This is a genomic window from Xanthomonas sp. NCPPB 1826 (genome assembly GCF_056725285.1).
In genome coordinates, this window is record NZ_CM161521.1 from 3,884,691 (window position 1) to 3,906,380 (window position 21,690).

Annotated in this window: 19 protein-coding genes and 1 other RNA gene; 14 read left to right on the forward strand and 6 right to left on the reverse strand. The window is 65.4% G+C overall.

Annotated elements, in window-relative coordinates:
* The first annotated feature begins 65 nt into the window (after positions 1-65).
* From AC1PLA_RS16340 to AC1PLA_RS16370, 7 genes are all read left to right on the forward strand, one after another.
* A complete protein-coding gene (locus AC1PLA_RS16340; protein ID WP_024938162.1) occupies positions 66-680 on the forward strand; it encodes an OmpW/AlkL family protein in 615 nt (204 codons plus the stop codon).
* Between the two features lie 88 nt (positions 681-768).
* A complete protein-coding gene (locus AC1PLA_RS16345; protein ID WP_481104941.1) occupies positions 769-1,584 on the forward strand; it encodes a S1/P1 nuclease in 816 nt (271 codons plus the stop codon).
* A gap of 13 nt (positions 1,585-1,597) precedes the next feature.
* Positions 1,598-2,422, forward strand: coding sequence for an MBL fold metallo-hydrolase (locus AC1PLA_RS16350; protein ID WP_481104942.1), 825 nt, complete (start codon positions 1,598-1,600; stop codon positions 2,420-2,422).
* Between the two features lie 75 nt (positions 2,423-2,497).
* A complete protein-coding gene (modA, locus tag AC1PLA_RS16355) occupies positions 2,498-3,274 on the forward strand; it encodes a molybdate ABC transporter substrate-binding protein (RefSeq protein WP_481104943.1) in 777 nt (258 codons plus the stop codon).
* 15 nt (positions 3,275-3,289) lie between these two features.
* Positions 3,290-3,976 (forward strand): molybdate ABC transporter permease subunit, encoded by a 687-nt coding sequence (gene modB / locus AC1PLA_RS16360; RefSeq protein ID WP_016902263.1) that lies wholly within the window; start codon positions 3,290-3,292, stop codon positions 3,974-3,976.
* Positions 3,976-4,590, forward strand: coding sequence for a molybdenum ABC transporter ATP-binding protein (gene modC / locus AC1PLA_RS16365; protein WP_016902262.1), 615 nt, complete (start codon positions 3,976-3,978; stop codon positions 4,588-4,590). Before modB ends, modC begins: the two co-directional genes overlap by 1 nt.
* 46 nt (positions 4,591-4,636) lie before the next feature.
* The gene (locus AC1PLA_RS16370) at positions 4,637-5,194 is read left to right on the forward strand and encodes a flavin reductase family protein (protein ID WP_024938158.1); all 558 of its coding nucleotides are present in this window, start codon (positions 4,637-4,639) and stop codon (positions 5,192-5,194) included.
* Between the two features lie 18 nt (positions 5,195-5,212).
* On the opposite strand, the gene AC1PLA_RS16375 is transcribed toward AC1PLA_RS16370, so the two are convergent.
* From AC1PLA_RS16375 to AC1PLA_RS16390, 4 genes are all read right to left on the reverse strand, one after another.
* Positions 5,213-5,806: a hypothetical protein gene (locus AC1PLA_RS16375; protein ID WP_481104944.1), complete on the reverse strand. Its 594-nt coding sequence runs from the start codon at positions 5,804-5,806 to the stop codon at positions 5,213-5,215.
* Positions 5,795-5,870: non-coding RNA, sX9 sRNA (locus AC1PLA_RS16380), on the reverse strand. The genes AC1PLA_RS16375 and AC1PLA_RS16380 overlap by 12 nt, the downstream gene beginning before the upstream one ends.
* Positions 5,871-5,940: 70 nt before the next feature.
* The gene (locus AC1PLA_RS16385; protein ID WP_481104945.1) at positions 5,941-7,233 is read right to left on the reverse strand and encodes a TonB family protein; all 1,293 of its coding nucleotides are present in this window, start codon (positions 7,231-7,233) and stop codon (positions 5,941-5,943) included.
* Positions 7,223-7,591, reverse strand: a complete 369-nt coding sequence (locus AC1PLA_RS16390) for a BlaI/MecI/CopY family transcriptional regulator (protein WP_102253535.1) — start codon at positions 7,589-7,591, stop codon at positions 7,223-7,225. The genes AC1PLA_RS16385 and AC1PLA_RS16390 overlap by 11 nt, the downstream gene beginning before the upstream one ends.
* 152 nt (positions 7,592-7,743) lie before the next feature.
* Here AC1PLA_RS16390 and AC1PLA_RS16395 point away from each other — a divergent pair, with 152 nt between their 5' ends.
* The 5 genes from AC1PLA_RS16395 (at position 7,744) to AC1PLA_RS16415 (ending at position 15,877) form a co-directional block, all read left to right on the forward strand.
* Positions 7,744-9,702, forward strand: coding sequence for an acetyl-CoA hydrolase/transferase C-terminal domain-containing protein (locus tag AC1PLA_RS16395; protein WP_481104946.1), 1,959 nt, complete (start codon positions 7,744-7,746; stop codon positions 9,700-9,702).
* A gap of 131 nt (positions 9,703-9,833) precedes the next feature.
* On the forward strand, positions 9,834-11,009 hold the full coding sequence (locus AC1PLA_RS16400; RefSeq protein ID WP_481104947.1) for a phosphatidylinositol-specific phospholipase C1-like protein: 1,176 nt from the start codon (positions 9,834-9,836) through the stop codon (positions 11,007-11,009).
* A 135-nt stretch (positions 11,010-11,144) separates the two neighbouring features.
* Complete coding sequence (locus AC1PLA_RS16405) at positions 11,145-13,859, forward strand: TonB-dependent receptor (protein WP_481104948.1); 2,715 nt, start codon at positions 11,145-11,147, stop codon at positions 13,857-13,859.
* Between the two features lie 369 nt (positions 13,860-14,228).
* Positions 14,229-15,146, forward strand: a complete 918-nt coding sequence (locus AC1PLA_RS16410; protein ID WP_172454206.1) for a L,D-transpeptidase family protein — start codon at positions 14,229-14,231, stop codon at positions 15,144-15,146.
* A 2-nt stretch (positions 15,147-15,148) separates the two neighbouring features.
* On the forward strand, positions 15,149-15,877 hold the full coding sequence (locus tag AC1PLA_RS16415; RefSeq protein ID WP_481104949.1) for a M23 family metallopeptidase: 729 nt from the start codon (positions 15,149-15,151) through the stop codon (positions 15,875-15,877).
* Positions 15,878-15,932: 55 nt separating this feature from the next.
* On the opposite strand, the gene AC1PLA_RS16420 is transcribed toward AC1PLA_RS16415, so the two are convergent.
* Positions 15,933-16,694: an SDR family NAD(P)-dependent oxidoreductase gene (locus AC1PLA_RS16420; RefSeq protein WP_481104950.1), complete on the reverse strand. Its 762-nt coding sequence runs from the start codon at positions 16,692-16,694 to the stop codon at positions 15,933-15,935.
* 100 nt (positions 16,695-16,794) lie between these two features.
* Between AC1PLA_RS16420 and AC1PLA_RS16425 the strand changes: the two genes are divergently transcribed.
* Complete coding sequence (locus tag AC1PLA_RS16425) at positions 16,795-17,766, forward strand: LysR family transcriptional regulator (protein ID WP_481104951.1); 972 nt, start codon at positions 16,795-16,797, stop codon at positions 17,764-17,766.
* Between the two features lie 295 nt (positions 17,767-18,061).
* On the opposite strand, the gene fhuE is transcribed toward AC1PLA_RS16425, so the two are convergent.
* Complete coding sequence (fhuE, locus tag AC1PLA_RS16430) at positions 18,062-20,254, reverse strand: ferric-rhodotorulic acid/ferric-coprogen receptor FhuE (RefSeq protein WP_481104952.1); 2,193 nt, start codon at positions 20,252-20,254, stop codon at positions 18,062-18,064.
* Positions 20,255-20,706: 452 nt separating this feature from the next.
* Here fhuE and AC1PLA_RS16435 point away from each other — a divergent pair, with 452 nt between their 5' ends.
* Entirely contained in the window at positions 20,707-21,648 is a 942-nt protein-coding gene (locus AC1PLA_RS16435; protein WP_196768912.1) for an alpha/beta fold hydrolase, read from the forward strand.
* Positions 21,649-21,690 lie beyond the last annotated feature (42 nt).

The following is a 21,690-nucleotide window of genomic DNA, read 5'->3' on the forward strand; positions in this document are numbered from 1 at the left end:
TCCACCGCCGGAGTTGCGGACAGGTTGGTCACGTCGACCGCCTGTCCGACCTATCCGGGGATTCCATGAGCATGCTGATCCGTACCGCCCTCGCCATCGCACTGGCCGCCTCGGCCGCACCCGCCCTTGCACAATCGGCCGGCCACTGGACCACGGGCTACGGCGCCGGCTATGTCTCGCCCAAGTCCGACAGCGGCAGCTTCGGCGGCACGCGTGCCGAGATCAAGGGCGCCCCGGCGCTGTCGTTCACGTATGAATACTTCCTGCGCAACAACCTCGGCATCGAGGTGCATGCCGCGGTGTCGGGCAAGCACGATCTGGAGCTCGAGGGCGTCGGCAAGGTGGGCAGCTACTGGTCGGTGCCGCCGAGCGTGCTGTTGCAGTACCACATCAATGGCTACGGCACGGTGTCGCCGTTCGTGGGTGTCGGCATCAACTACACCACGTTTGTCGGTGAAGACGTCGATGACGCCTTCGGCAATGGCGACCTGAGCTTCGACGACTCGGTGGGCGCCACCGCGCATGTCGGTGTGGACTTCATCTTCAACGATCGCAGCGGCCTGCGGGTGGACGCGCGCTGGACGAATTCGCGCAGCAACGTCGACTTCAATGGCAGCCGGCTGGGCAAGGCGCGGATCGATCCGCTGACCTACGGCGTGTCGTACCTGGTGTACTTCTGAGCATGCCGCTGACGCCACGCTGAGCCGTGGCTGTGTTCGACCGGAGACGGCCATCAAACCGTCCCGGACCGATGCGTACAATTGCCGGATGAAGACCTTCTCTCCTCGCATCCTCTTTCTTGCCGCAACCGTGGTCGCGGCCCTTCAGCCCATCAGCGCCTTCGCCTGGGGGCCGCAAGGCCACCGCCTGGTGGCGCGCATTGCCGAGACCGAACTGAGCCCGCAGGCGCAAGCGCAGGTGGCGCAATTGCTCAAGGGCGAAGCCAACCCGACATTGGCCGGTGTCGCCAGCTGGGCCGACGAGCTGCGCGAGCACGACCCGGAGCTGGGCAAGCGCTCCGGACCCTGGCATTACGTCAATCTTGGCGAGCACGACTGCACGTACGCGCCGCCGCGCGACTGCCCGGACGGCAACTGCGTGATCGCCGCGCTCGACCGGCAGACCGCGCTGCTTGCCGACCGCAGCCAGCCGCTGGACGTGCGCCGGCAGGCCCTGAAGTTCGTGGTGCATTTTGTCGGCGACATCCATCAGCCGATGCATGCCGGCTACGCGCATGACAAGGGCGGCAATGAATTCCAGCTGCAGGTCGCCGGCAAGGGCAGCAACCTGCATGCGCTGTGGGACAGCGGCATGCTCAACGACCGCCATCTTGATGACGATGCGTATCTGCAACGCCTGCTGGCGTTGCCGGCGACCGCTGCGACATCGCCGGTGCTGCCACCGCCGGCTGCGGCATGGGCGCAGGCCTCCTGCAAGATCGCGGTCACGCCCGGCGTCTATCCGAGCAAGCACGTGTTGCCGGACGACTACATCGCGACCTATCGTCCGCTTGCCGAGACCCAATTGCGCGAGGCTGGCGACCGACTGGCCGCCGTGCTCAATGCGGCGCTGGCCGCGCCCTGAGATGGAGACGCCGATGCAGCCCGAGGTGCTTGCGTTCTTTCACGCCGACAGCAACACCTTCACCTATGTGGTCGCCGACGCGGCGACCGGGGCTGCAGCGGTGATCGATCCGGCGCTGGACTATGCGGCCGACACCGGCAAGGTCGGCACGCGCGCCGCGCAAGCCATCGTCGATGCCGTCGCTCACCACCGCTGGCAGGTGCAGTGGTTGCTGGAAACCCATGCGCATGCCGATCACCTGTCTGCCGCGCATTGGCTGAAGCAGCACTGGCCGCAGGCACGCATCGGCATCGGTGACGGTATCCGCGATGTGCAGCAGACGCTTGCGCCACGTTGTGCGTTACCGGAAGACTTCCGCGCCGACGGCTCGCAGTTCGATCACCTGTTCGCCGATGACGAGCGCTTCGAGCTCGGCACGCTGCAGGTACGTGTCATCGCGGTGCCCGGGCATACCAGCGATAGCATCGCGTACCTGATCGACGATGCGCTGTTCCCCGGCGATTCGTTGTTCATGCCGGACGCCGGCACCGCGCGCTGCGATTTTCCCGGCGGCGATGCACGGCAACTGTTCGCCTCGATCCAGCGCATGTATGCGCTGCCGGAGGACACGCGCGTGTTCGTCTGCCACGACTACGGCCCGGGCGGCCGTGAGGTGGCGTACCAGACCAGCATCGGCGAGCAGCGGCGCAGCAATATCCACGTGCGCGACGGCGTGGAGATCGATGCATTCGTGGCGCAGCGCCAGGCCCGCGATGCCACGCTGCCCGAGCCCAGGCTGATCCGGCCGGCATTGCAGACCAATCTGCAGGCCGGCCGCTGCGACGGCGTGGTTGACTGACGCGCCAGCATAGCCACCACGCGGCGCATGACGCGCAGCCGCTATGATCGCTGCCTGACCCTGCTGGAGCTTCCCATGCGCACGATCGGTTTTTGGCAGCGCGCGTTCTGCGTGCTGATGCTTGCCCTGCCCGTCCTGGCCACTGCGCAGAGCGCGCCGGTGACGGTGTTTGCCGCAGCAAGCCTGAAGGAATCCATGGACGAGGCCGCGGCCGCTTACGAAAAGGCGACCGGCACGCCGGTGCGCGTTTCCTACGCCGCCAGCTCTGCACTGGCGCGCCAGATCGAGCAAGGCGCACCGGCAGACGTGTTCTTTTCGGCCGACCTGGAATGGATGGACTATCTGCAGCAACGCGGCCTGGTCGTGCCGGCGCAGCGTCACAACCTGCTCGGCAATACCCTGGTGTTGATCGCCCCGGCCACCAGCAAGCTGCGCGTGGATCCGCGCCAGCCCGGCGCGATTGCCAAGGCGCTCGGTGACAGCGGTCGGTTGGCGGTTGGCCAGACCAACAGCGTGCCGGCCGGCAAGTATGCCGCCGCAGCGCTGCGCAAACTCGGTCAGTGGGATGGCGTGCGCAATCGTCTGGCCGAGTCGGAAAGCGTGCGCGCCGCATTGATGCTGGTCTCGCGCGGCGAAGCGCCGCTGGGCATCGTATACGGCTCGGATGCGCGCGCCGAACCCAAGGTCCGCGTAGTCGCGACCTTCCCCGCCGATAGCCACGATGCCATCGTGTATCCGGTCGCTGCGTTGAAGAACAGCAGCAATGCCGGCACGGCCGCGTTCGTGCAATGGCTGGGCAGCAAGCCGGCCAGGGCGATCTTTGTTCGCCATGGTTTTTCGTTGCAGGATTGAGGCGCGCCGTTGTCGATGTTCACCCCGCAGGAGCTGACCGCGATCGGCCTGAGTCTCAAGGTCGCCATCGTTGCGGCCATCGCCAGCCTGCCGCCGGGCATCGCCTGCGGCTGGCTGCTGGCGCGGCGGCGCTTTCCGGGCAAGGCGCTGCTGGACGCCCTGCTGCATCTGCCGCTGGTAATGCCGCCGGTGGTGACCGGCTACGCGCTGCTGGTGGTGCTGGGCACGCAGGGGCCGGTCGGCAGCTGGTTGCTGGAACACCTCGGTGTCCAGTTCGCGTTCCGCTGGACCGGCGCAGCGCTGGCATGCGCGGTGATGGGATTCCCGCTGATGGTGCGCGCGATCCGCTTGTCCATCGAAGCGACCGACCGCCGTCTTGAAGCAGCCGCCGCCACGCTCGGTGCGGGCCCGTGGCGGGTGTTCTTCAGCATCACCTTGCCGCTGGCCTGGCCGGGCCTGGTCGCCGGCATGGTGCTGGCATTTGCCAAGGCCTTGGGCGAATTCGGCGCGACCATCACCTTCGTGTCCAACATTCCTGGCGAAACCCAGACCTTGTCGTCGGCCATCTACGGGCTGATGCAGGTGCCGGGCATGGAATCGGGCGTGTGGCGGCTGGCCGGCGTTGCGCTGGCGATCTCGCTGGCGGCGCTGCTGCTGTCCGAGTGGCTGGTGCGCAGGCCGCATCCGCGCGAGGACGGCTGATGCTCGATATCGACCTGCAGCTGCAGCGCGGCAATTTCCAACGGCATCTCCACATCCAGGACCAGGCGCGGGTGGTGGCCCTGGTCGGCCCTTCCGGTGCGGGCAAGACCACGGTGCTCAATGCCATCGCCGGGCTGGTGCAGCCGCAGGCCGGGCATATCCGCATCGACGGGCGCTGCCTGTACGACGCCCGGCAAGGCATCAACCTGCCCACGCACAAGCGCAGGATCGGCTACGTGTTTCAGGATGCGCGGCTGTTCCCGCATCTGGATGTGCGCCGCAATCTGCGTTACGGCCGGCATGCGCGTGGCACGGCGCCATTCGGTTTCGACGATGTGGTGGCGCTGTTGGGGATTGGGCCGTTGCTGCAACGCCGGCCGCGCAATCTGTCCGGAGGCGAAGCGCAGCGCGTGGCGATCGGCCGCGCCTTGTTGTCGCAACCGGCGATCCTGTTGTTCGACGAGCCCTTGTCGGCACTGGATCAGGCGCGCCGCGAAGAACTGATTCCCTACCTGCAACGCGTGCGCGACGAGATCCGCCTGCCGATGCTGTATGTCAGCCACAATCCCGACGAGGTGCAGCGCATCGCCGATAGCGTGCATGTGCTGGAATGAGCGCATCGGCACCGGTGATCACCGCATTCAATCGGCTGGCGTGTCCATGAAACAGTATCGAAAACATGCATTCCCGGTGGAGCAGGCGCGCCGCTTCCTGGAACCGGGGCCGGTGGTGCTGGTCAGCTCGGCCCACAAGGGCCAGCGCGACATCATGACCATGGGCTGGCATATGGTGCTGGAGTTTTCGCCCTCGCTGATCGCGTGCTGCATCGCCCCCGGTAACCATAGTTTCGAACTGGTCCGGCGCAGCAAGCAATGCGTGATCAACCTGCCGACGGCCGAGCTGCTCGACACCGTGATCGGCATCGGCAACAGCAGCGGTGCACAGATCGACAAGTTCGACCACTTCGGGCTGACCGCCGTGCCCGGCCAACGGGTCGCAGCGCCGGCCATCGCCGAGTGCTACGCCAGTTTCGAATGCCGCCTGCACGACGGCCGGCAGATCAATCGCCACGCGCTCTTTGTCTGGGAAGTGGTGAGCGCGCAGGTGGCCAAGCGGCCCGCGCTTCCCAGGACGGTGCACTACCGCGGCGATGGCCGCTTCATGCTGTCCGGCGACGAAGTCTCGCGGCGGCGCCTGTTCGCACCCGACATGCTCTGATCGCAGCGATGCGCGCGCTCAACGCGCCACCTTGCCGGTGCGCACGCTGACCTTGCCCTGCCGCACTTCGAAGGTGAACGCGAACGACAGCGTCACCGGTACCGGCTGCTGGCTGATGGCGCCGCTGCAATCGTCCAGCGCGGCCGGCTGCGCCACACCTGCGGCAAACGTGCACAGCGCGGCCGGAACGAACTGCCATTGCTGCACCGTGGTACGCACCGACTGCACCAGATCGGCATTGTCCGGCAACAGACCGGCCGCACATTCGTCGCGATCGGACATGGGGTCGACGCGCTGTACCGCGCCTTCGGCGGTCAGGATCACATGCGCGCACACGGTGGTCGGCGGCAAGCTCTGCCGTGGCGAATCGGCCGGCAGCACCGGCGCATCGCTTCGCAGCGCGCGCGGCATGCGGAAGCGCTGCGCCGGCGCCAACGTGTAAGACTGGATGGAGCCGCCACCATCGCCGCCCGATTGCGCGCTCAGCATGCGCTGGTCCACCGAATCTTCGCGCTGGCTGCGCTGCTGTTCCTGCACCCCTTGCGTTGCACATGCGCCAAGCGACAGCGCCAGGATTGCGGCGCAGGTCGGCGCGAGGGCGGCCGACAACACGTGGCAAGCAGTCGTCAGGTGGGCGTGGCCAGCGCGCAGGAACCGGCGTGTATGCGCGGCACATGCCAATCCCGGGCACCCGGCGCGCCCGCCAGACAGTTGTGCAGTCGTTTTGCTGGTTGCCCTGGATTGCATCACGGCCTCTCCTGCATTGCGCAGCCCGCTGAAGCACAACCGGCAAGGCGGTTGGACGCTGGCGCCTCCAAGCGCGCGGCGCCGGCATCGGTAGACGTTTGCTCCGGCGCGTCCATTTCGAACTTCACCGGAACGCGCACTGTGGAAGCAATCGGCTTGCCATGTACATAGGCAGGTTTCAGCCGCCACTGGCGCGCTGCCTCCAGCACCGCTTGATCGAACACGCCGGCCGGGGTGCTCTGCACAATGTCGATGTGCTGCGGCACGCCGCCAGGGTCGATGTCGATCTGCAGTTCGACAAAGCCCTCAATACCGCCGTCAAACGCGGCTGCCGGATATCTCGGCGGCTGCATCGTGGCGAAATCCACCGCGTTGCCGGCCGCCAGCGCCGGTTGTGCCGCTAACGCAATGCGTGCCGGCTGCAGCGCCCAGGCGGCGGTGCTGACCCCCGCCGCCAGCAGAAGGACCATCGCCACGCGCCAGCGCGCACGTCCGGCAGCGATGGGGGAACCGCGCAGCGCCGCGATCCGCTGCGCCAACGGATGCGATGCAGCCCAATGACAGGCGAGCAGCGTAAAGTCGCGGCCAAGCTGGGTCTTCAGCAGGGCGGTGGCGTAACTGCGGCGCTTGCCCGGATGTTGCGCCAGCACGGCCGCATCGCAGGCCAGTTCCTGGTCCAGCCGGAACGCACGCCAGGCCAGATGCATCAGCGGGTTGAACCAGCCGATGCAGAGCATCAGCGCCGCCAGCAGATTGGCGTGCAGGTCGCCGCGGCGCAGATGCATGCGCTCGTGCGCCAGGATCAGGGCGCGCTCATCGGCGTTGTAACGCTCACTGAAATCCGCCGGCACCACGATGCGCGGACGCCAGAGTCCCAACGATGCAGGAAGACCGGCATCGCACGCGGCCGACCAGAGCCGGTCGTCGAGCCGGTGCAACGGCCCCAGGCTGCGCATGAAACGCCGTTGCCGCGTCCACAATCCGATCGCCATCACCACCGCGCCGCCCAGCCACGCTGCTGCCAGCCATGTTGCCCACGCACGACCTTCGCCATGCACGCTGGAGAGCGCCGGCATGGCGGTCAGCGCCGGCAATCCCGGCACCGCGATGCCGAGAGACGGACCGGGCAACAAGGCTGCCACCAGGGCCAGCGGAACGCAGGACCAGATCGCATACGCCGCGCCGGCACCCGACAGCTTGCGCAGTGGGCGACGCAGGAGCAGGCAGACCAGCAGCGCTGCGGTGGTGTACAGCGTTGCGCGCGACAACAGGACCCAGGCCTCAGGGTTCATCGTCCAGCTCCTTGATCAGTTGTTTCAGTTCCGCGATATCGGATGCGCTGAGTTTTCCGCGCTCGCTGAAGTGCGCCACCAGCGGCGCCACCCGTCCGCCGAACAGGCGCTGCAGCAATCCCTCGCTCTGTTGCTGCACCCACTGCTCGCGCGCCAGCACCGGCGAATAGAGATAGCGTCGCCCTTGTTTCTCGGCACGGATGGCGCCCTTGCCAAGCAGGCGGTTGAGCAAGGTCTTGACGGTGGGCTCGGCCCAGTCGCTGTGGCCTGCCAGCGCGGCGACCACGTCGTCGGCGCTGCGTGGCGCCGCATCCCAGAGCACCTGCATCACCACCGCTTCGGCGTCACTGATCGACATGCGATTACATCCGTAATTTTTATCGATTACGCATGTAAAACTTGCGCCTGTCAAGCGCGTTTTCGATTGCCTTGCGGGAAACGTATGCGCCAACCCGGCCTTGTCGGCGATCCAGATACCTGCCCCGCCATCGCCTCGGCTACCCTGCACCGATGACCGAACACCTTACCGACCTGCCCGGCGCGGTTGCGCACATCCTGCAACGTCTCGATGGCCCGCTGCGCGTCGGCGCGCCGTTGGGCATCGGCAAGCCGCACCGGTTGTTGAACGCGTTGTATGCGCAGCTCAAGCACATGCCGGCGCGGCCGCTGGCGCTGTACACGGCGCTGTCGCTCAACCCGCCCAAGCCCGGCGCGGGACTGGAGGCACGCTTTGCGGCGCCGTTCATTGCGCGCCATTTCGGCGAGGATTTCCCGCGTCTTGCCTATGTCGATGACATGCTGCGCGATGCGCTGCCGGCGCATGTGCAGGTGGAAGAGTTCTACATGCAGTCCGGCGGGCTGCTGCACTCCACCCAGGCGCAGGCCGACTACACGAGCCTCAACTACACCCATGCTGCCGCGGCGGTGGCGCAGCGCGCGCCGAACCTGATCGTGCAGAAGGTGGCGCGCGAACCGGGCGGCACGCGGCTGTCGTTGTCGTGCAACAACGACATCACCCAGGACACGCTGGATGCGGTGCAGGCGCTCGGCCTGCCGCGCCCCATGCTGGTGGCGGAAGTGGACACGCAACTGCCGTGGATCGGCGGAACCGCGGCAGTGGAGGAGGCGTTCTTCGATCTGGTGATCGACCTGCCCGGTCCGTCGCCGCGCCTGTTCGGGTTGCCAAGGCAACCGGTCAACAGCGTCGACTACGCCATCGGCTTGTATGCCAGCGCACTGGTCCGCGATGGCGGCACCTTGCAGATCGGCATCGGTACCCTGGCCGATGCGCTGAGCCATGCATTGGTACTGCGACATACCGACAACGCCACCTATCGGCGCGTGCTGCAGGCGCTGGACCCGGACCTGGAACAGCATCCTGCGGTGCGCGCCAGCGGTGGCCTGGCGCCGTTCGAGATCGGCCTGTACGGCTGCAGCGAAATGCTCAACGAAGGGTTCAAGCAGTTGGTGGACAGCGGCGTGATCCGCCGCAAGGTGCACGACGATCCGGCGCTGATGCAGCGCATCGCCGACGGCAGCGCCGATGCGGCCGATCACGCGCGCCTGGCCCGCGAAGGCGAGTTCCTGCATGGGGCGTTCTATCTCGGCTCGCCGGATTTCTACCAGTGGCTACGTGAGCTGGATGCGGACACGCGCAGTGCCATCGGCATGCGTCGCATCAGCGAGATCAATCAGCTGTATGGCGGCAACGAAGCGCTGGAGCGCCTGCAACGCCGCGATGCGCGCTTCTTCAACTCCTGCATGATGGCCACCGCGCTCGGCGCGGCGGTGTCCGACGGGCTGGAAGATGGCCGTGTGGTTTCCGGCGTCGGCGGCCAGTACAACTTCGTGGCGATGGCACATGCCTTGCCGCAGGCGCGCAGCGCGTTGATGCTGCGGGCCACGCGCGATGCCGGTGCACACGCAGCGAGCAATGTGCGCTGGAACTACGGGCACACCACCATCCCGCGCCATCTGCGCGATCTGTACATCACCGAGTACGGCATCGCCGACCTGCGCCACCAGACCGATCAGGATTGCATGCTGGCGATGGCCGGCATCTGCGATGCACGCTTCCAGGACGCGTTGCTGGCAACTGCCAAGGCGTCGCGCAAGCTGCGTGGCGACCCTGCACTGCCTGCGCGTGCGCAACGCAACACGCCGCAGGCACTGGAACAGGCGCTGGCGCCATTCCGCCGCGATGGCAGCCTGCCCGACTACCCGCTCGGCAGCGACTTCAGCGAGGTCGAGCAACACCTGCTGCGCGCCCTGAGCTGGCTCAAACGCGCAACCACCGGCAATAGCGCAAAGCTGATGACCGTCTGGCGCGCACTGCTGTCACGCGAGAGCGGCGATGCACACGATGCCGCCGGTCTGCAACGGATGGCGCTGGATGCGCCACGCAGCATCGGCGAACGCGTGCAGGCGCGGCTGCTGGCGTATGCCTTGCGGAAAACCAGAGTGCACTGAGGCGCCGGTGTCGCGAAAAGCGATGACATGGCGCGTTTTTCGCACTGTGACGCACGACGGCAATACGGCGGAAAGCCTTGCGTCAAATTTGGCCCGGATGATGGCGACCACCTTCTTTCCGGCCTGGCTGCATGCGCTGCTTATTCGTTGTTTCGGCTGTGAATCCAGGCGGTGACCGTACAGCGAAGCCATCACGCGCAAGGCGAAGCAATACACGTAGCGCTGCATTCCTTGGCCTGCTGATGCTGGCCGGCGTGACCGCGCATGCCGCGCCTCGCCTCACCGATCTGCAATACATCGGCAGCCACAACAGCTACCACGCCGGCTTCGCCCCCAGCGAAGCAACGCTGCTGCAACGACTGAGTCCGGAGCTATTCGCGGCACTGGATTACCGCCATCCGCCGCTGAGGCAACAACTGGACGATGGCGTCAGACAACTCGAACTGGATGTCTTCGCCGACGCCAACGGTGGTCGCTACGCGCACCCGGCCATCGTCGCGCAGATCGCCCAGGCCGGCTTGCCGCCCGCACCGCCCAGCGCACAGGCCGGAGTGATGAGCAAACCCGGCTTCAAGGTCATGCACGTGCAGGACGTGGACCAGCGCAGCACCTGCCAGCCCTTGGTCGCGTGCCTGCAGGAAGTGCGTGCGTGGTCGAAGCAGCACCCCGGGCATGTGCCGATCTTTATCCTGCTGGAAACCAAGCAGGCGCCGGTGCAACTGGCGTTTCCGACAGTGCAGCCGGAGCCGTTCGATCCGGCGGCGATGGATGCATTGGATGCCGACCTACGCTCGGTGTTTCGACCCGGCGAGTACCTCAGCCCGGATCAGGTTCGTGGCAACGCAGCCACGCTCAACGCCGCAGTGCTTGCGCATGGCTGGCCGTCGTTGAGCGAGGCACGCGGCAAGGTGGTGTTCCTGCTCGACCAACGCGCGGCCGGTGCCAGCTACCTGCCCGGGCATCCGTCGCTGCGCGGACGCGTGTGCTTCACCAATGCCGTGCCTGGCCAAGACGATGCCGCGTTCACCGAACTCAACGATGGCCCCGCCGAGACGATCACCCGATTGGTGAAAGCCGGCTACCTGGTGCGCACGCGTACCGACGCCGACCTGAAGGAAGCGCTGCAACACGACACCACCCGCCGCGACCGCATGTTGGCCAGCGGCGCGCAGTTGCTCAGCACCGACTTCCCCGCACATGAGCCGGCCGACAACGGTTACGTGGTGCGCTTCGAAGGCGATGCGGTCGCACGCTGCAATCCGCAGCTGGCGCAGGCGCACTGCAAGGGCGTCGACCTCGGGCATTGAGTCGGGGTCACTGAAGTCGTCGCAATCTCCGCACCACACACAGACCTGTCGCAACGGAAGGCGTCGGCGATGCACACCCGCACCCACGATATGGGGGCCGGGTACTCCACCTTCTCCAACCACGCGAGCCATTGCATGCAGTCCCCACGCACCACCCATCGCCTGACCTGCGCCATCGCACTGGCACTGTCCGCGCCGGCGTTTGCCGAGACGCCGGAACTCGGCACCACCACGCTGGATTCGGTCAACGTGCAGGCCAAGCACGCCGCCGCACCGGGATCGCTCAACGAACAGCGCCTGTCCAGCAGCGTCAACAGCGTGATGAGCAAGCAGCAGATCGATGCGATCCCCTCGGGCGGCATCGCCGATGTCGTGTCGCACATGCCGGGCCTGTCCGCATACAGCGACATGCACCTGGGCCAGGCCACCACCGGCGAGAACGCCTACGTCAGCATTCGCGGCATGGACGCCAGCTACAACGCCTACACGCTCAACGGCGTCGGCATGCCCGAAACCGATTCATCGACACGCGCCATCTCGTTGAACATGCTGGCGCCGTTCGGCATCCAGTCGGTGCAGGTGTCCAAATCGCCAACGCCCGACATGCCCGGCGATGCGATCGGCGGCGCGATCGACATGCGCACGCCCAATGCCTTTGACTTCGGCCAGGATGTCTACGCCAAGAGCACCGCGCAGGGCCAGTTCAATGCGCTGGCCTCGAAGCTGGGCGGCAAGGACAGCGGCGGCACCTTTCAGCAGGAGCTGGCCTGGAAGTTTGGCGATGGTTATGCCTTCGGCCTCTACGCATCGGCGTATTACGGCAGGAACAACAACATGGCGCAGGCGCCGGCGCCCAACAGCAAATACGTGCCGGCCGATCCCGCCCTCGCCACTGCAACCGACCTGCGCGATGTCGGGCCGTTGATCAGCACCCGCTACAAGTACAGCCTCTACACCAGCCAGATCGAACGCTACGGCGGCAACCTCTCGCTGGATTGGCAAGGCGACAACAGCGCGCTGTACGCGCGCGCCATCTACGGCAGCTACGGTGTCACCGGGCAGCAGGACCAGTCCAGCGCGCGCCTGGAAACCTATCGCAACCAGCCCACCGCCGTGCGTGGCGGCTATTTCAACACGCACGATATCGACGAAAAACTGGCGACGCTGCAATTGGGAGGCCAGACCACGCTGGGCCGCTTGCGCTTCGACTACGGCAGCTCGGTCGGTCGCGGCACCCGCAGCCGCCCGGACTACGTGTCGGCAAGCCTGTATGGCTTTACGCCCGGCAGCTTCGCCTTCGACCTCAGCAACCCCCGCTATCCCAGCATCGCGCCAAGCACGCCTGACTTGCAGGACTTCTTCTACAACCTGGATTCGTCGTTGCTGTGGAAGGTGCAGGGGCACGACGCCGGCAGTCACGACAACCGCATCAACGCACATACCGATATCACCTACCAGGTCGACGGCGACGTGCTGGACAGCGTCAAGCTCGGCCTGTCTGCCGACCACTCCGACCGTGGCGCCTACGATCACCCGTTCTTCCACAAGGACGGCAACTTCGTCACCAACGGGCCGTATTTCGGCGGACCCAATTACGCGTTCCCCACTGCAGGTGGGCCGCCACTGAGCGCGATCCCGGGCCGCGTCACCTATAACGCCTTCGACGGCCGCTACGCCGGACCGTTCAAACTGCTGGACCGCAGCTGGATGCTTGCGCAGGCGCTGCCCTACAAATACGTCAACGATCCCAACGGCGCAGGCGTCTATACCGCCAACGACTACAACGCCAACACCACCTCCAGCACCGAGGCGATCTATTCCGGTTATGCAATGGCCGCGCTGCATGTCGGCTCGGTGAGCGTACTGCCCGGCGTGCGCTACGAGTTGACACGCTATGCGGCCGAATCCTGGCAATCCAGCGGCGATGGCAGCACCGGCAGCTTCGTCGGCACCGGAAGCACCTATGGGCAAGTGCTGCCGGGCATCAGCATCAACTATCGGCCGGATGATCTCACCGTGTATCGCGCTTCGTTGCGGCGCAGTTTCAGCCGCCCGGCGTTCGGCCTGATCTCCGGCGAGACGGTGTACACCATCGACGATACCCAGAAGGTGGTCGGCATCTCCAGGCCCAATCCCGATCTGCAGCCGAGCAAGGCCGACAACGCCGATCTCTCCGCCGAGTTCTACGACCAAAGCGGCGGCGTGCTCAGCGCATCGACCTATTACAAGCGCATCACCGGCTTCATCTACACCTCGCAATCGGCGACCAGCAACGACAACACACTGGGCGGGCTGGTACCGACCGGCACCACCTTCGAAAACGGCGTGCCGGTGACCATGCCGCAGAACGGCGGCACCGCCAAGCTCTATGGACTGGAGCTGGCAGCGAGCAAACGCTTGCAGGAGTTGCCGGGCCTGTGGAGCAACGTCGGCGTCACCGCCAACCTCACCCTGCAGCACAGCGAAGCAGACAGCAGACGCAGCGATCAACCGGAAAAGACCTGGCTGCCGCGCGCACCCGAGCGCATCTACAACCTGGATCTGTTCTACGACGATACGCATCTGCGCGCCGACCTGAGCTACAACTACACCGGCCTGCAATTGCTGGGGCTGACCAGCGACCGGCTCAACTATTACCTGCAACCGGTCAAATCACTGGACTTCACCGCCACCTATCATCTGCCGCACCACGTGGATGTCGGTGTGTCGGCCAAGAATCTGCTCAATGCCGCCACGTTCTACGAAACCCAGGGCAAGTCAAAGCGCTACATGGCCTACGACCCTGGCGCCGACGGCGCCTATGTACAGACCGGACGGGTGTACATGCTGACCTTGGGCTACACCTACTGACGGCAGACCTGCACAGCTGCGGCGCGATGTCTGCAGCTGCAGGGACCGGGCCTGCACCACTCCGCATCGATCGCCTAACTGACATGCAGGCGATCGATTGCGGCGTGGTGCACCACGCCCTCCGCCAACCGGGTGGAAGCTTCAGCAACAGGCGGCCGCATCGAATCGGCAGCCGCGCAGAGGCGAGATAGCAGGTATCCACTTCTGACCCGCATCACGACTGCGTCCCCAGTCAGTCCCGGTGCAGCCATTTCACGCAGACCACGCAGGCGGCTCGGGCAAGGTGCGCGCATGCCTCTTCCGGACCTGCTCATGCCACCACGCATCTACGCTCGCGCCTGCTTGCTCGCCCTCGCTCTGGGCACCTCCCTGTCCGCACTGGCGCAAGCGCCGCAGCCCGCAGCGGCACCTGCAGCAGCTCCCGCTGCGACCGTCGTGCCGACCGGCCCGCGTTCGGACCTGCACGCGCAGGTGCTGCTGGATCGCGCGCATTTCTCGCCGGGGCAGATCGACGGCGAGCGTGGTTCCAACCAGAAGCGTGCGGTGTCCGGATTTCAGGCAGCGCACAAGATCAAGGTCACCGGTGAGCTCGATGACGCCACCTGGCAGGCCTTGCAGGCCGACACCACGCCGGCGTTGGTGCAGTACACGCTCACCGATGCCGATGTGGCCGGGCCGTTCCAGCCGATTCCGAAAGGACCGGCCGAACAGGCCAAGCTGACGTCGCTGGGCTACACCTCGGTGGACGAGGCGCTGGGCGAGCGTTTCCATGCCGCTCCGGAGCTGCTGCGCCAGCTCAACCCCGGCGTGGATTTGAACAAGGCCGGTGGCGTGATCCAGGTGCCCAACATCGACGGCGTCCCGCCATTGGCCAAGCCGGCCAAGCTGGTGGTCGACAAGTCCGAGTCGACGCTGCGCCTGTTCGATGCCGACGGCAAAGTGTATGCGCAGTTCCCGGTGTCCTCCGGCAGCAAGCACGATCCGCTGCCGATCGGCCGCTGGAAGGTGCTGGGCGTGGCACGCGATCCGGTGTTCAAGTACAACCCCAAGCTGTTCTGGGACGCAAAGAAGGGTGATCAAAAGGCCACCCTGCCCTCCGGCCCGAACAACCCGGTCGGACGCGTGTGGATCGATCTGTCCAAGCCGCATTACGGCCTGCACGGCACGCCGGAACCCGGCCATGTCGGCAAGACCGAATCGCATGGCTGCGTGCGCCTGACCAACTGGGACGTGGTCAATCTGGCCAGCGTGGTGGGCCCGTCCATGCCGGTGGTGATGCAGGAGTAAGCATGAAACTGCTGATGATGCTGGTGGTCGGTGTCTTGCTCGGTGCAGCCGGCTATTGGTGGCTGGAACGCGAGGCACCACAGGCGGCGGTGGCACCGACGTCCGCAGCTGCACCCGCGGTGACAGCGCAGCCCGACGCGGCAGAGGCGGCAATGGCAACGTCTTCTGCGGTTCCAGCGGTTGCCGCTCCAGCCGTTGCCGCATCGTCGCCATCCACCGAGATGGTGCCAGCTGCAGACACGCCAGCCGCGCCTGCGTCTGCAGCCTCTCCTGAAGCTGCGAATTCAGGCAGCGGCCTGCTGATTCCGGTGCAAGGCATCGGCAGCGGCCAGCTGCAGGACACCTTTACCGACGCACGCAGCGAAGGCCGCGTGCACGATGCCATCGACATTCTTGCTCCGACCGGCACACCGGTCATTGCAGTTGCAGACGGCACGGTCGAGAAACTGTTCAACAGCGAGCGCGGTGGCCTGACCGTGTACCAGTTCGATCCGAACGGCACGTACTGCTACTACTACGCACACCTGGAACGGTATGCCGACGGCCTGGCAGAAAAGCAGGCAATAAAGCGCGGCCAGGTCATCGGCTACGTCGGCAGCACCGGCAATGCCGATCCTGCCGCACCGCATCTGCACTTCGAGATCCACCGCCTGGGGCCGGAAAAACAATGGTGGAAGGGAGAGGTCTTGAATCCCTATCCCGTATTGCACGGCGACCAGACCCTGCAGTGATGCACCGAGCGGTGATGCAGACACAGGCCTGCGCGTGATGCGCAGGCCTGTGCATTCAGATCAACATGCCGCCCGATACCTCGATGCGCTGCGCATTGATCCAACCGGTTCCCGGCGCGAGTAACGCAGCGACCACCGGCCCGATATCGTCCGGCAGCCCTGGGCGCCCCAGCGCCGTGACCGACGACACCATCGCATTGACCTGTGCGTTATCGCGCACGCTGCCGCCGTTGAAGTCTGTCTCGATCGCACCCGGCGCCAGCGTATTGGCACGAATGCCACGCGCGCCCAGTTCCTTGGCCAGATAGCGGGTGAACACCTCCACCCCGCCTTTCATCATCGCGTAAGCCGAGGCACCGGGCAGCGCGAAGCGTGCCAGGCCGCTGGATACGTTGAGGATGCGTCCGCCGTCGGCGATCAACGGCAGCAACGCCTGGGTCAGGAAATACGGCCCCTTGAGATGGATATTGACCAGGGCGTCGAACTGCGCCGGCGTGGTGTCGGCGATGGCCGCGTGCAGCCCGGTACCCGCGTTGTTGACCAGCGCATCGAACTGCGTGCGATCCCAACCGGCCAGCACCCGCTTCAACTGCTCAGCGAATGCCGCGAACGACTCGGCGTCGGCAACATCCAGCGGCAGTGCCTGCGCACGGCGGCCAAGCGTGTGGATCTCGGCGACCACCGCAGCGGCCTCATCTGCCTGGCTGCGATAGGTCAGCACGATATCGCTGCCTTCCGCAGCGAGCGCAAGCGCGGCATTGCGGCCCAGGCCGCGGCTGCCGCCGGTGATCAGGGTGATCGGTGTGGTGGTCGACATGATGGACTCCGTTGCGTGTTGGGATGCGATTTGGGGCGATCACCACAGGCGGTGCATGACCGTGGGGCGGGCGTGACGTTGTCTGACCGCGCCAAGACTATTGCGCTTGCCGCGCCACATAAATCGGTCCAACCTGATTGCACCGTTCAAGAACGTCGACCAATCGATGGATACCCTGGAGTCGCTGCGCGCCTTCCTGCGCGTCGCCGAGCTCGGCAGTTTCACCCGCGCTGCCGAAACGCTGGGCCTGCCCAAAGCCAGCGTTTCTACCGCCGTGCAGCGGCTCGAAGCCTCGCTTGGGACGCAGCTTTTGCATCGCACGACGCGACGCGTGCAACTCACCGGCGACGGCACCACGTTCTACCAGCGCAGCCGCGATCTGCTCGACGACATGGACGAGTTGCAGAGCATGTTTCAGCGCGAACGCAGCCAGCTGCGCGGGCGCTTGCGGGTGGACATGTCCTCCGGCATCGCGCGCAATTTCGTGATTCCCGCGCTGCCCACGTTCCTGGCGCAGCACCCGCAGCTGGAGGTGGAAATCAGCGGCACCGACCGCCGCGTCGATGTGGTGCGCGAAGGCTTCGATTGCGTGTTGCGCGTGGGCACGCTCGAAGACACCAATCTGGTCGCACGACCGCTCGGCGTGTTTCGCATCATCAACTGCGCCAGTGCCGACTACCTCGCACGACGGGGCATGCCGCAGCGCCTGGACGATCTGGCTCACCACGATCTGGTGCATTACGTGCCGACGCTGGGCCAGCGATCGTCCGGCTTCGAGTACCGCGATGGACCGGCCTACCAGCTACTGCCGATGCGCGGCCCGGTGACGGTCAACAACGGCGATGCCTATCTTGCTGCGGCATTGGCGGGCCTGGGAATCATCCAGGCGCCGGCCAGCCCGTTGCGCCCGCACCTGGACAGCGGCGCCTTGATCGAGCTGCTGGCCGCCATCGCGCCGGAACCGATGCCGGTCACCTTGCTCTACGCGCAGCGTCGCCATCTGCCGCAACGCGTAGGTGCGTTCATGGACTGGGTTACGGAGGTGATGGCACCGTATCTGGAACCGCTGTAGCCCCGGGCCACCGTCGATGCGATTGCCGGCACGTCTTCGCGTGCGCGTGTGCGCAGGCAGGAAGTGTTTCTGTAGCGCGCCGACATTGGCGGGAGGCATCACTTGCTTGCGCGCCACTTCGATACCACCGAAGCAAACCGATCCAAGCACGACGTTAAAGCATTGCGGCAAGCCCAGCAGATCTACGATCACCCAGAGGGACAGCAGACACAAAAAAACAGGCACCTTCTGCAAGGTGCCTGCATCGTTGCAACACCAGGCCAGGCGCTGACATCGCGCCCGGCCCGGTCTGCGATCAGAACGTGTAGTTGAAGGTCAGCATGCCGTTGCGCGAGGCGCCCCATGCGCCATAGCCACCGTTGAACTGCGCGTAGTAGCGCTTGTCGAGCAGGTTGTCGACATTGAGCTGCACCGAGAACTGCGGCGACAGCCGGTAGCGCGCAAACGCGCTGACCAGTGCGTAAGCACTCTGCTGAAAAACGCCGTAGACCGGGTCCACATAGTACGAGCGGTTCTGCCAGTTGACGCCACCACCCACGGTCAGATCGCTCCACGCACCTTGCGGGGTGTAGCTGTTGAACAGCTTGAGGGTGGTGCGCGGCAGATGCGTATTGATCGAGGTGCCGCTGTCATCGCGCGCGGTGTAGTGCGAGGCGCCGAAGGTGGTGTTCCAGCTCTCGGTCACACGCCCGGACACCTCGAAATCGAAGCCTTCGCTGACCACGCCGTTGGCGGCCTCATACGCGAAGTCGCTGCTACCGGGGACGAAGCCGCCGGTGGCCACGCCCAGGTTGTCCTGCTCGATGCGGAACACCGCAAGCGAGGCGTTGAGCCTGTCGTCGAACCATGCTGCCTTGACGCCGGCTTCGTAGCCCTTGCCGGTCAACGGATCCAGGTAGCCGCCATTGGCATCGCGCAGGGTCTGCGGGTTGAAGATTTCGGTGTAGCTGACGTACGTCGACCACACATCGTTGATGTCGTAGACCAGACCGGCGTACGGGGTGACTTCGGTCTGGCTGTCGGAGAACGGCACCAATTGCTGCGTAGCGGAGTCGAGATTGCGGCCATCGATCTGCCAGTCGGTGTAGCGCGCACCCACCAGCAACTTCAGCGAATCGGCCAGCGAAAAGCGCGCAGCCACGTAGGCCGCCTTCTGCTTGATGGTGCCGTCGCTCTGCACCAACCGCGGACTCCAGTTGGGTTCCGGGTAGGCACCGGTCCAGCCGAGATAGCTGTCCAGCGGCGCCGGGAAATCGAAGGTGCCGTTATTGACGTACTCGCGGCGGTTGTAGCTGGCGCCGGCAACCAGCTGATGCTCGCGGCCGAACAGCTGGAACGGGCCTTCCGCATAGACATCGGCACCATCGGCCTTGCGCTCGGTCAGGTAGTTGCCCGAATACGGCACCACGCCGCCACCGGTGGCGCGGTCGAACCCGAAGATCGTATAGAACGGATAGAACAGGTGATTGGCCGCTTCGGTCTTCTCGTGGCTCAGATTGGCCTTGAGGGTCCAGCCGTTGTCGAAGCTCTGCTGCAGGCTGGCAAAGGTGCGCTGCAGGCGCGTGTCCCAGAACGTCCAGTCGGCCGCCGGGTTGAACGAACGATCGTAGTTGGTGCGGGTGCCATCGCTGTAGAACAGCGGGAAGCCGCCCCAGGTGACATCGTTCGATTCCTTTTTCTGGTACTCGTAGCCCACGCTCAGCAAGGTGCTGTCGGTGAGGTCGGCATCGATGATCGCCGAGCCGATCTTCTTGCGCAGGCCGTAGCGGTCCATGTCCGACTCGCCGTCCTGGTACACGCCGATCACGCGCGCGCGCACGGTGCCTTCGGGGCTGAGCGGCACGGTGACATCGGCCACGCTGCGGGTCTTGTTGAAATCGCCACCGCCCACCGACACGGTGCCGGTGAAGTCGCGGCTGAGTGCATGCTTGCGCACCAGGTTGATCGAGGCCGACGGGTTGCCCGAGCCAGTCAGCAGGCCGGTGGCGCCACGCACCACTTCGACACGGTCGTACAGCGCCACGTCCAGCGCCGAATCGCCGTAGCTCCAGGCTTGCTCCATGTACGCCGGGATGCCGTCGAACTGGTAGTTGTCGATGTAGAAACCACGTGCATAGAACTCAAGCCGCTCGCTGTCGCTCTGCGCAACCGAAATGCCGGTGACGTTGTTGAGCACGTCGGTGATGCTCTGCAGGTTCTGGTCGTCCATGCGGTCGCGGGTGATCACGGTGACCGACTGCGGGATCTCCCGCAGCGACAGGTCCATGCGCGTGCCGGCGGTGGTCTTCTCCACCGTATAGCCCTTGGCCTGCTCGCCCTGCACGATGAGCCGGTCCAGGGTGGTGACCTCGGCATCGCCGGCGGCGGCAGGCGTCTCGGCCAATGCCTGGCCAGCGGCCATCGCGCACAGCGCGGCGAACAGCGCGCGCGGCAGGGCACGGCGACGCGCGCCCACGGAAACAAGACGCAACTCGGTACTACGGATCATCGGGAACTCCAACGCAGACGGATCAGACCACGCGCTGCGAAGACGCCGCGCCGGCAACAAGGGGGAGGAAACGGTGTGCCTTACCAGCGGCAGCGCGCCATTTTAATGGGAATGATTCACATTTTAAATAGCCGGATTGACATATTTTTAGCATTTACTTGACACAAGCGAGCGCTACCTGGATAGGAGGCCCACTGCGCAACTCTCGGTCTGACCTCAGCCCTTGCAGCCGAACTCGCATAGACGCGACACTCGGAACGGGAGCTACTGAACAGTTGGCTGACGTAACGACGGAACGCACTACAACGGGGATCACATGAAGAAAATGCTGGATGGCTGTCGCTCTACTGCTGTTGTGCACGCCGGCAGTGAGCGCTGCTGCAGGGCCAGATAAAACGTCGCTGAACGAGGCTTGCCGGCTACCCGGCAACGCCGTGCACGAGGCAGGTCTTGTGCAGATCGGAGGCATCCAGCAATGGGTCACGATCGAAGGTCAGGACTGCCGCAATCCGGTGGTGCTGATCGTCCATGGCGGGCCGGGCAACCCCAACACGCCGTTCGCGCATCGCCTGTTCGGCAGCTGGACGCGCGACTTCACCATCGTGCAATGGGACCAACGCGGCTCCGGCAAGACCTACGCGGCAAGCAAACCTGCCGACGGCGAGACGCTGACCATGCAGCGGCTGACCCAGGACGGTAGCGCGGTCGCGCGCTATGCCACGCAACGGCTGGGCAAATCCAAGCTCATCCTGATGGGTGGATCGTGGGGCTCGGCACTGTCGGTCACTATCGCCAAGGCAAATCCCAGTCTGTTCCATGCGTATGTCGGTACAGCGCAACTGGTCAATTACCAGGACGATATGGCGGCCAGTTACGCCAAGACGCTGAGTCTGGCCCGCGCAGCCAGCGATGCGGATGCGATCGGCAAGCTGGATACGATCGGCCCGCCGCCATGGACCAACCCGCGCAACTTCGGCGTCCTGAGGCGCCTGACACGCAAGTACGAAGCCTTGAGCACCGACCCGGCACCGGAAGACTGGTTCACCTTCGCAGCGGAGTACGACACGCCCGACTACCGTGCAGCCTATGAGGCCGGAGAAGACTATTCCTTCCTGCAGTTCGTCGGGCTGGCAGGCGACGGCATGGGCCCGCAGATCGACCTGCGCACACTCGGGCCGCAGTTCGCCATGCCGGTCTATCTGATTCAGGGCGAACAGGATCTGGTCACCCCAGCCCAGATCAGCAAAGCCTATTTCGATGGTCTTTCTGCACCGAGCAAGGAATTCCTGCTGCTGCCACGCACCGGGCACGACCCCAACCCGCCGATGATGGACGCACAGCTGAAAGTGCTGACCAGAATCCGCGCAGCGGCGATGGCCAACGACGCACGCTGAAACACGCAACGCGCTCGTTGAATGATGAAGTACCGCACATCG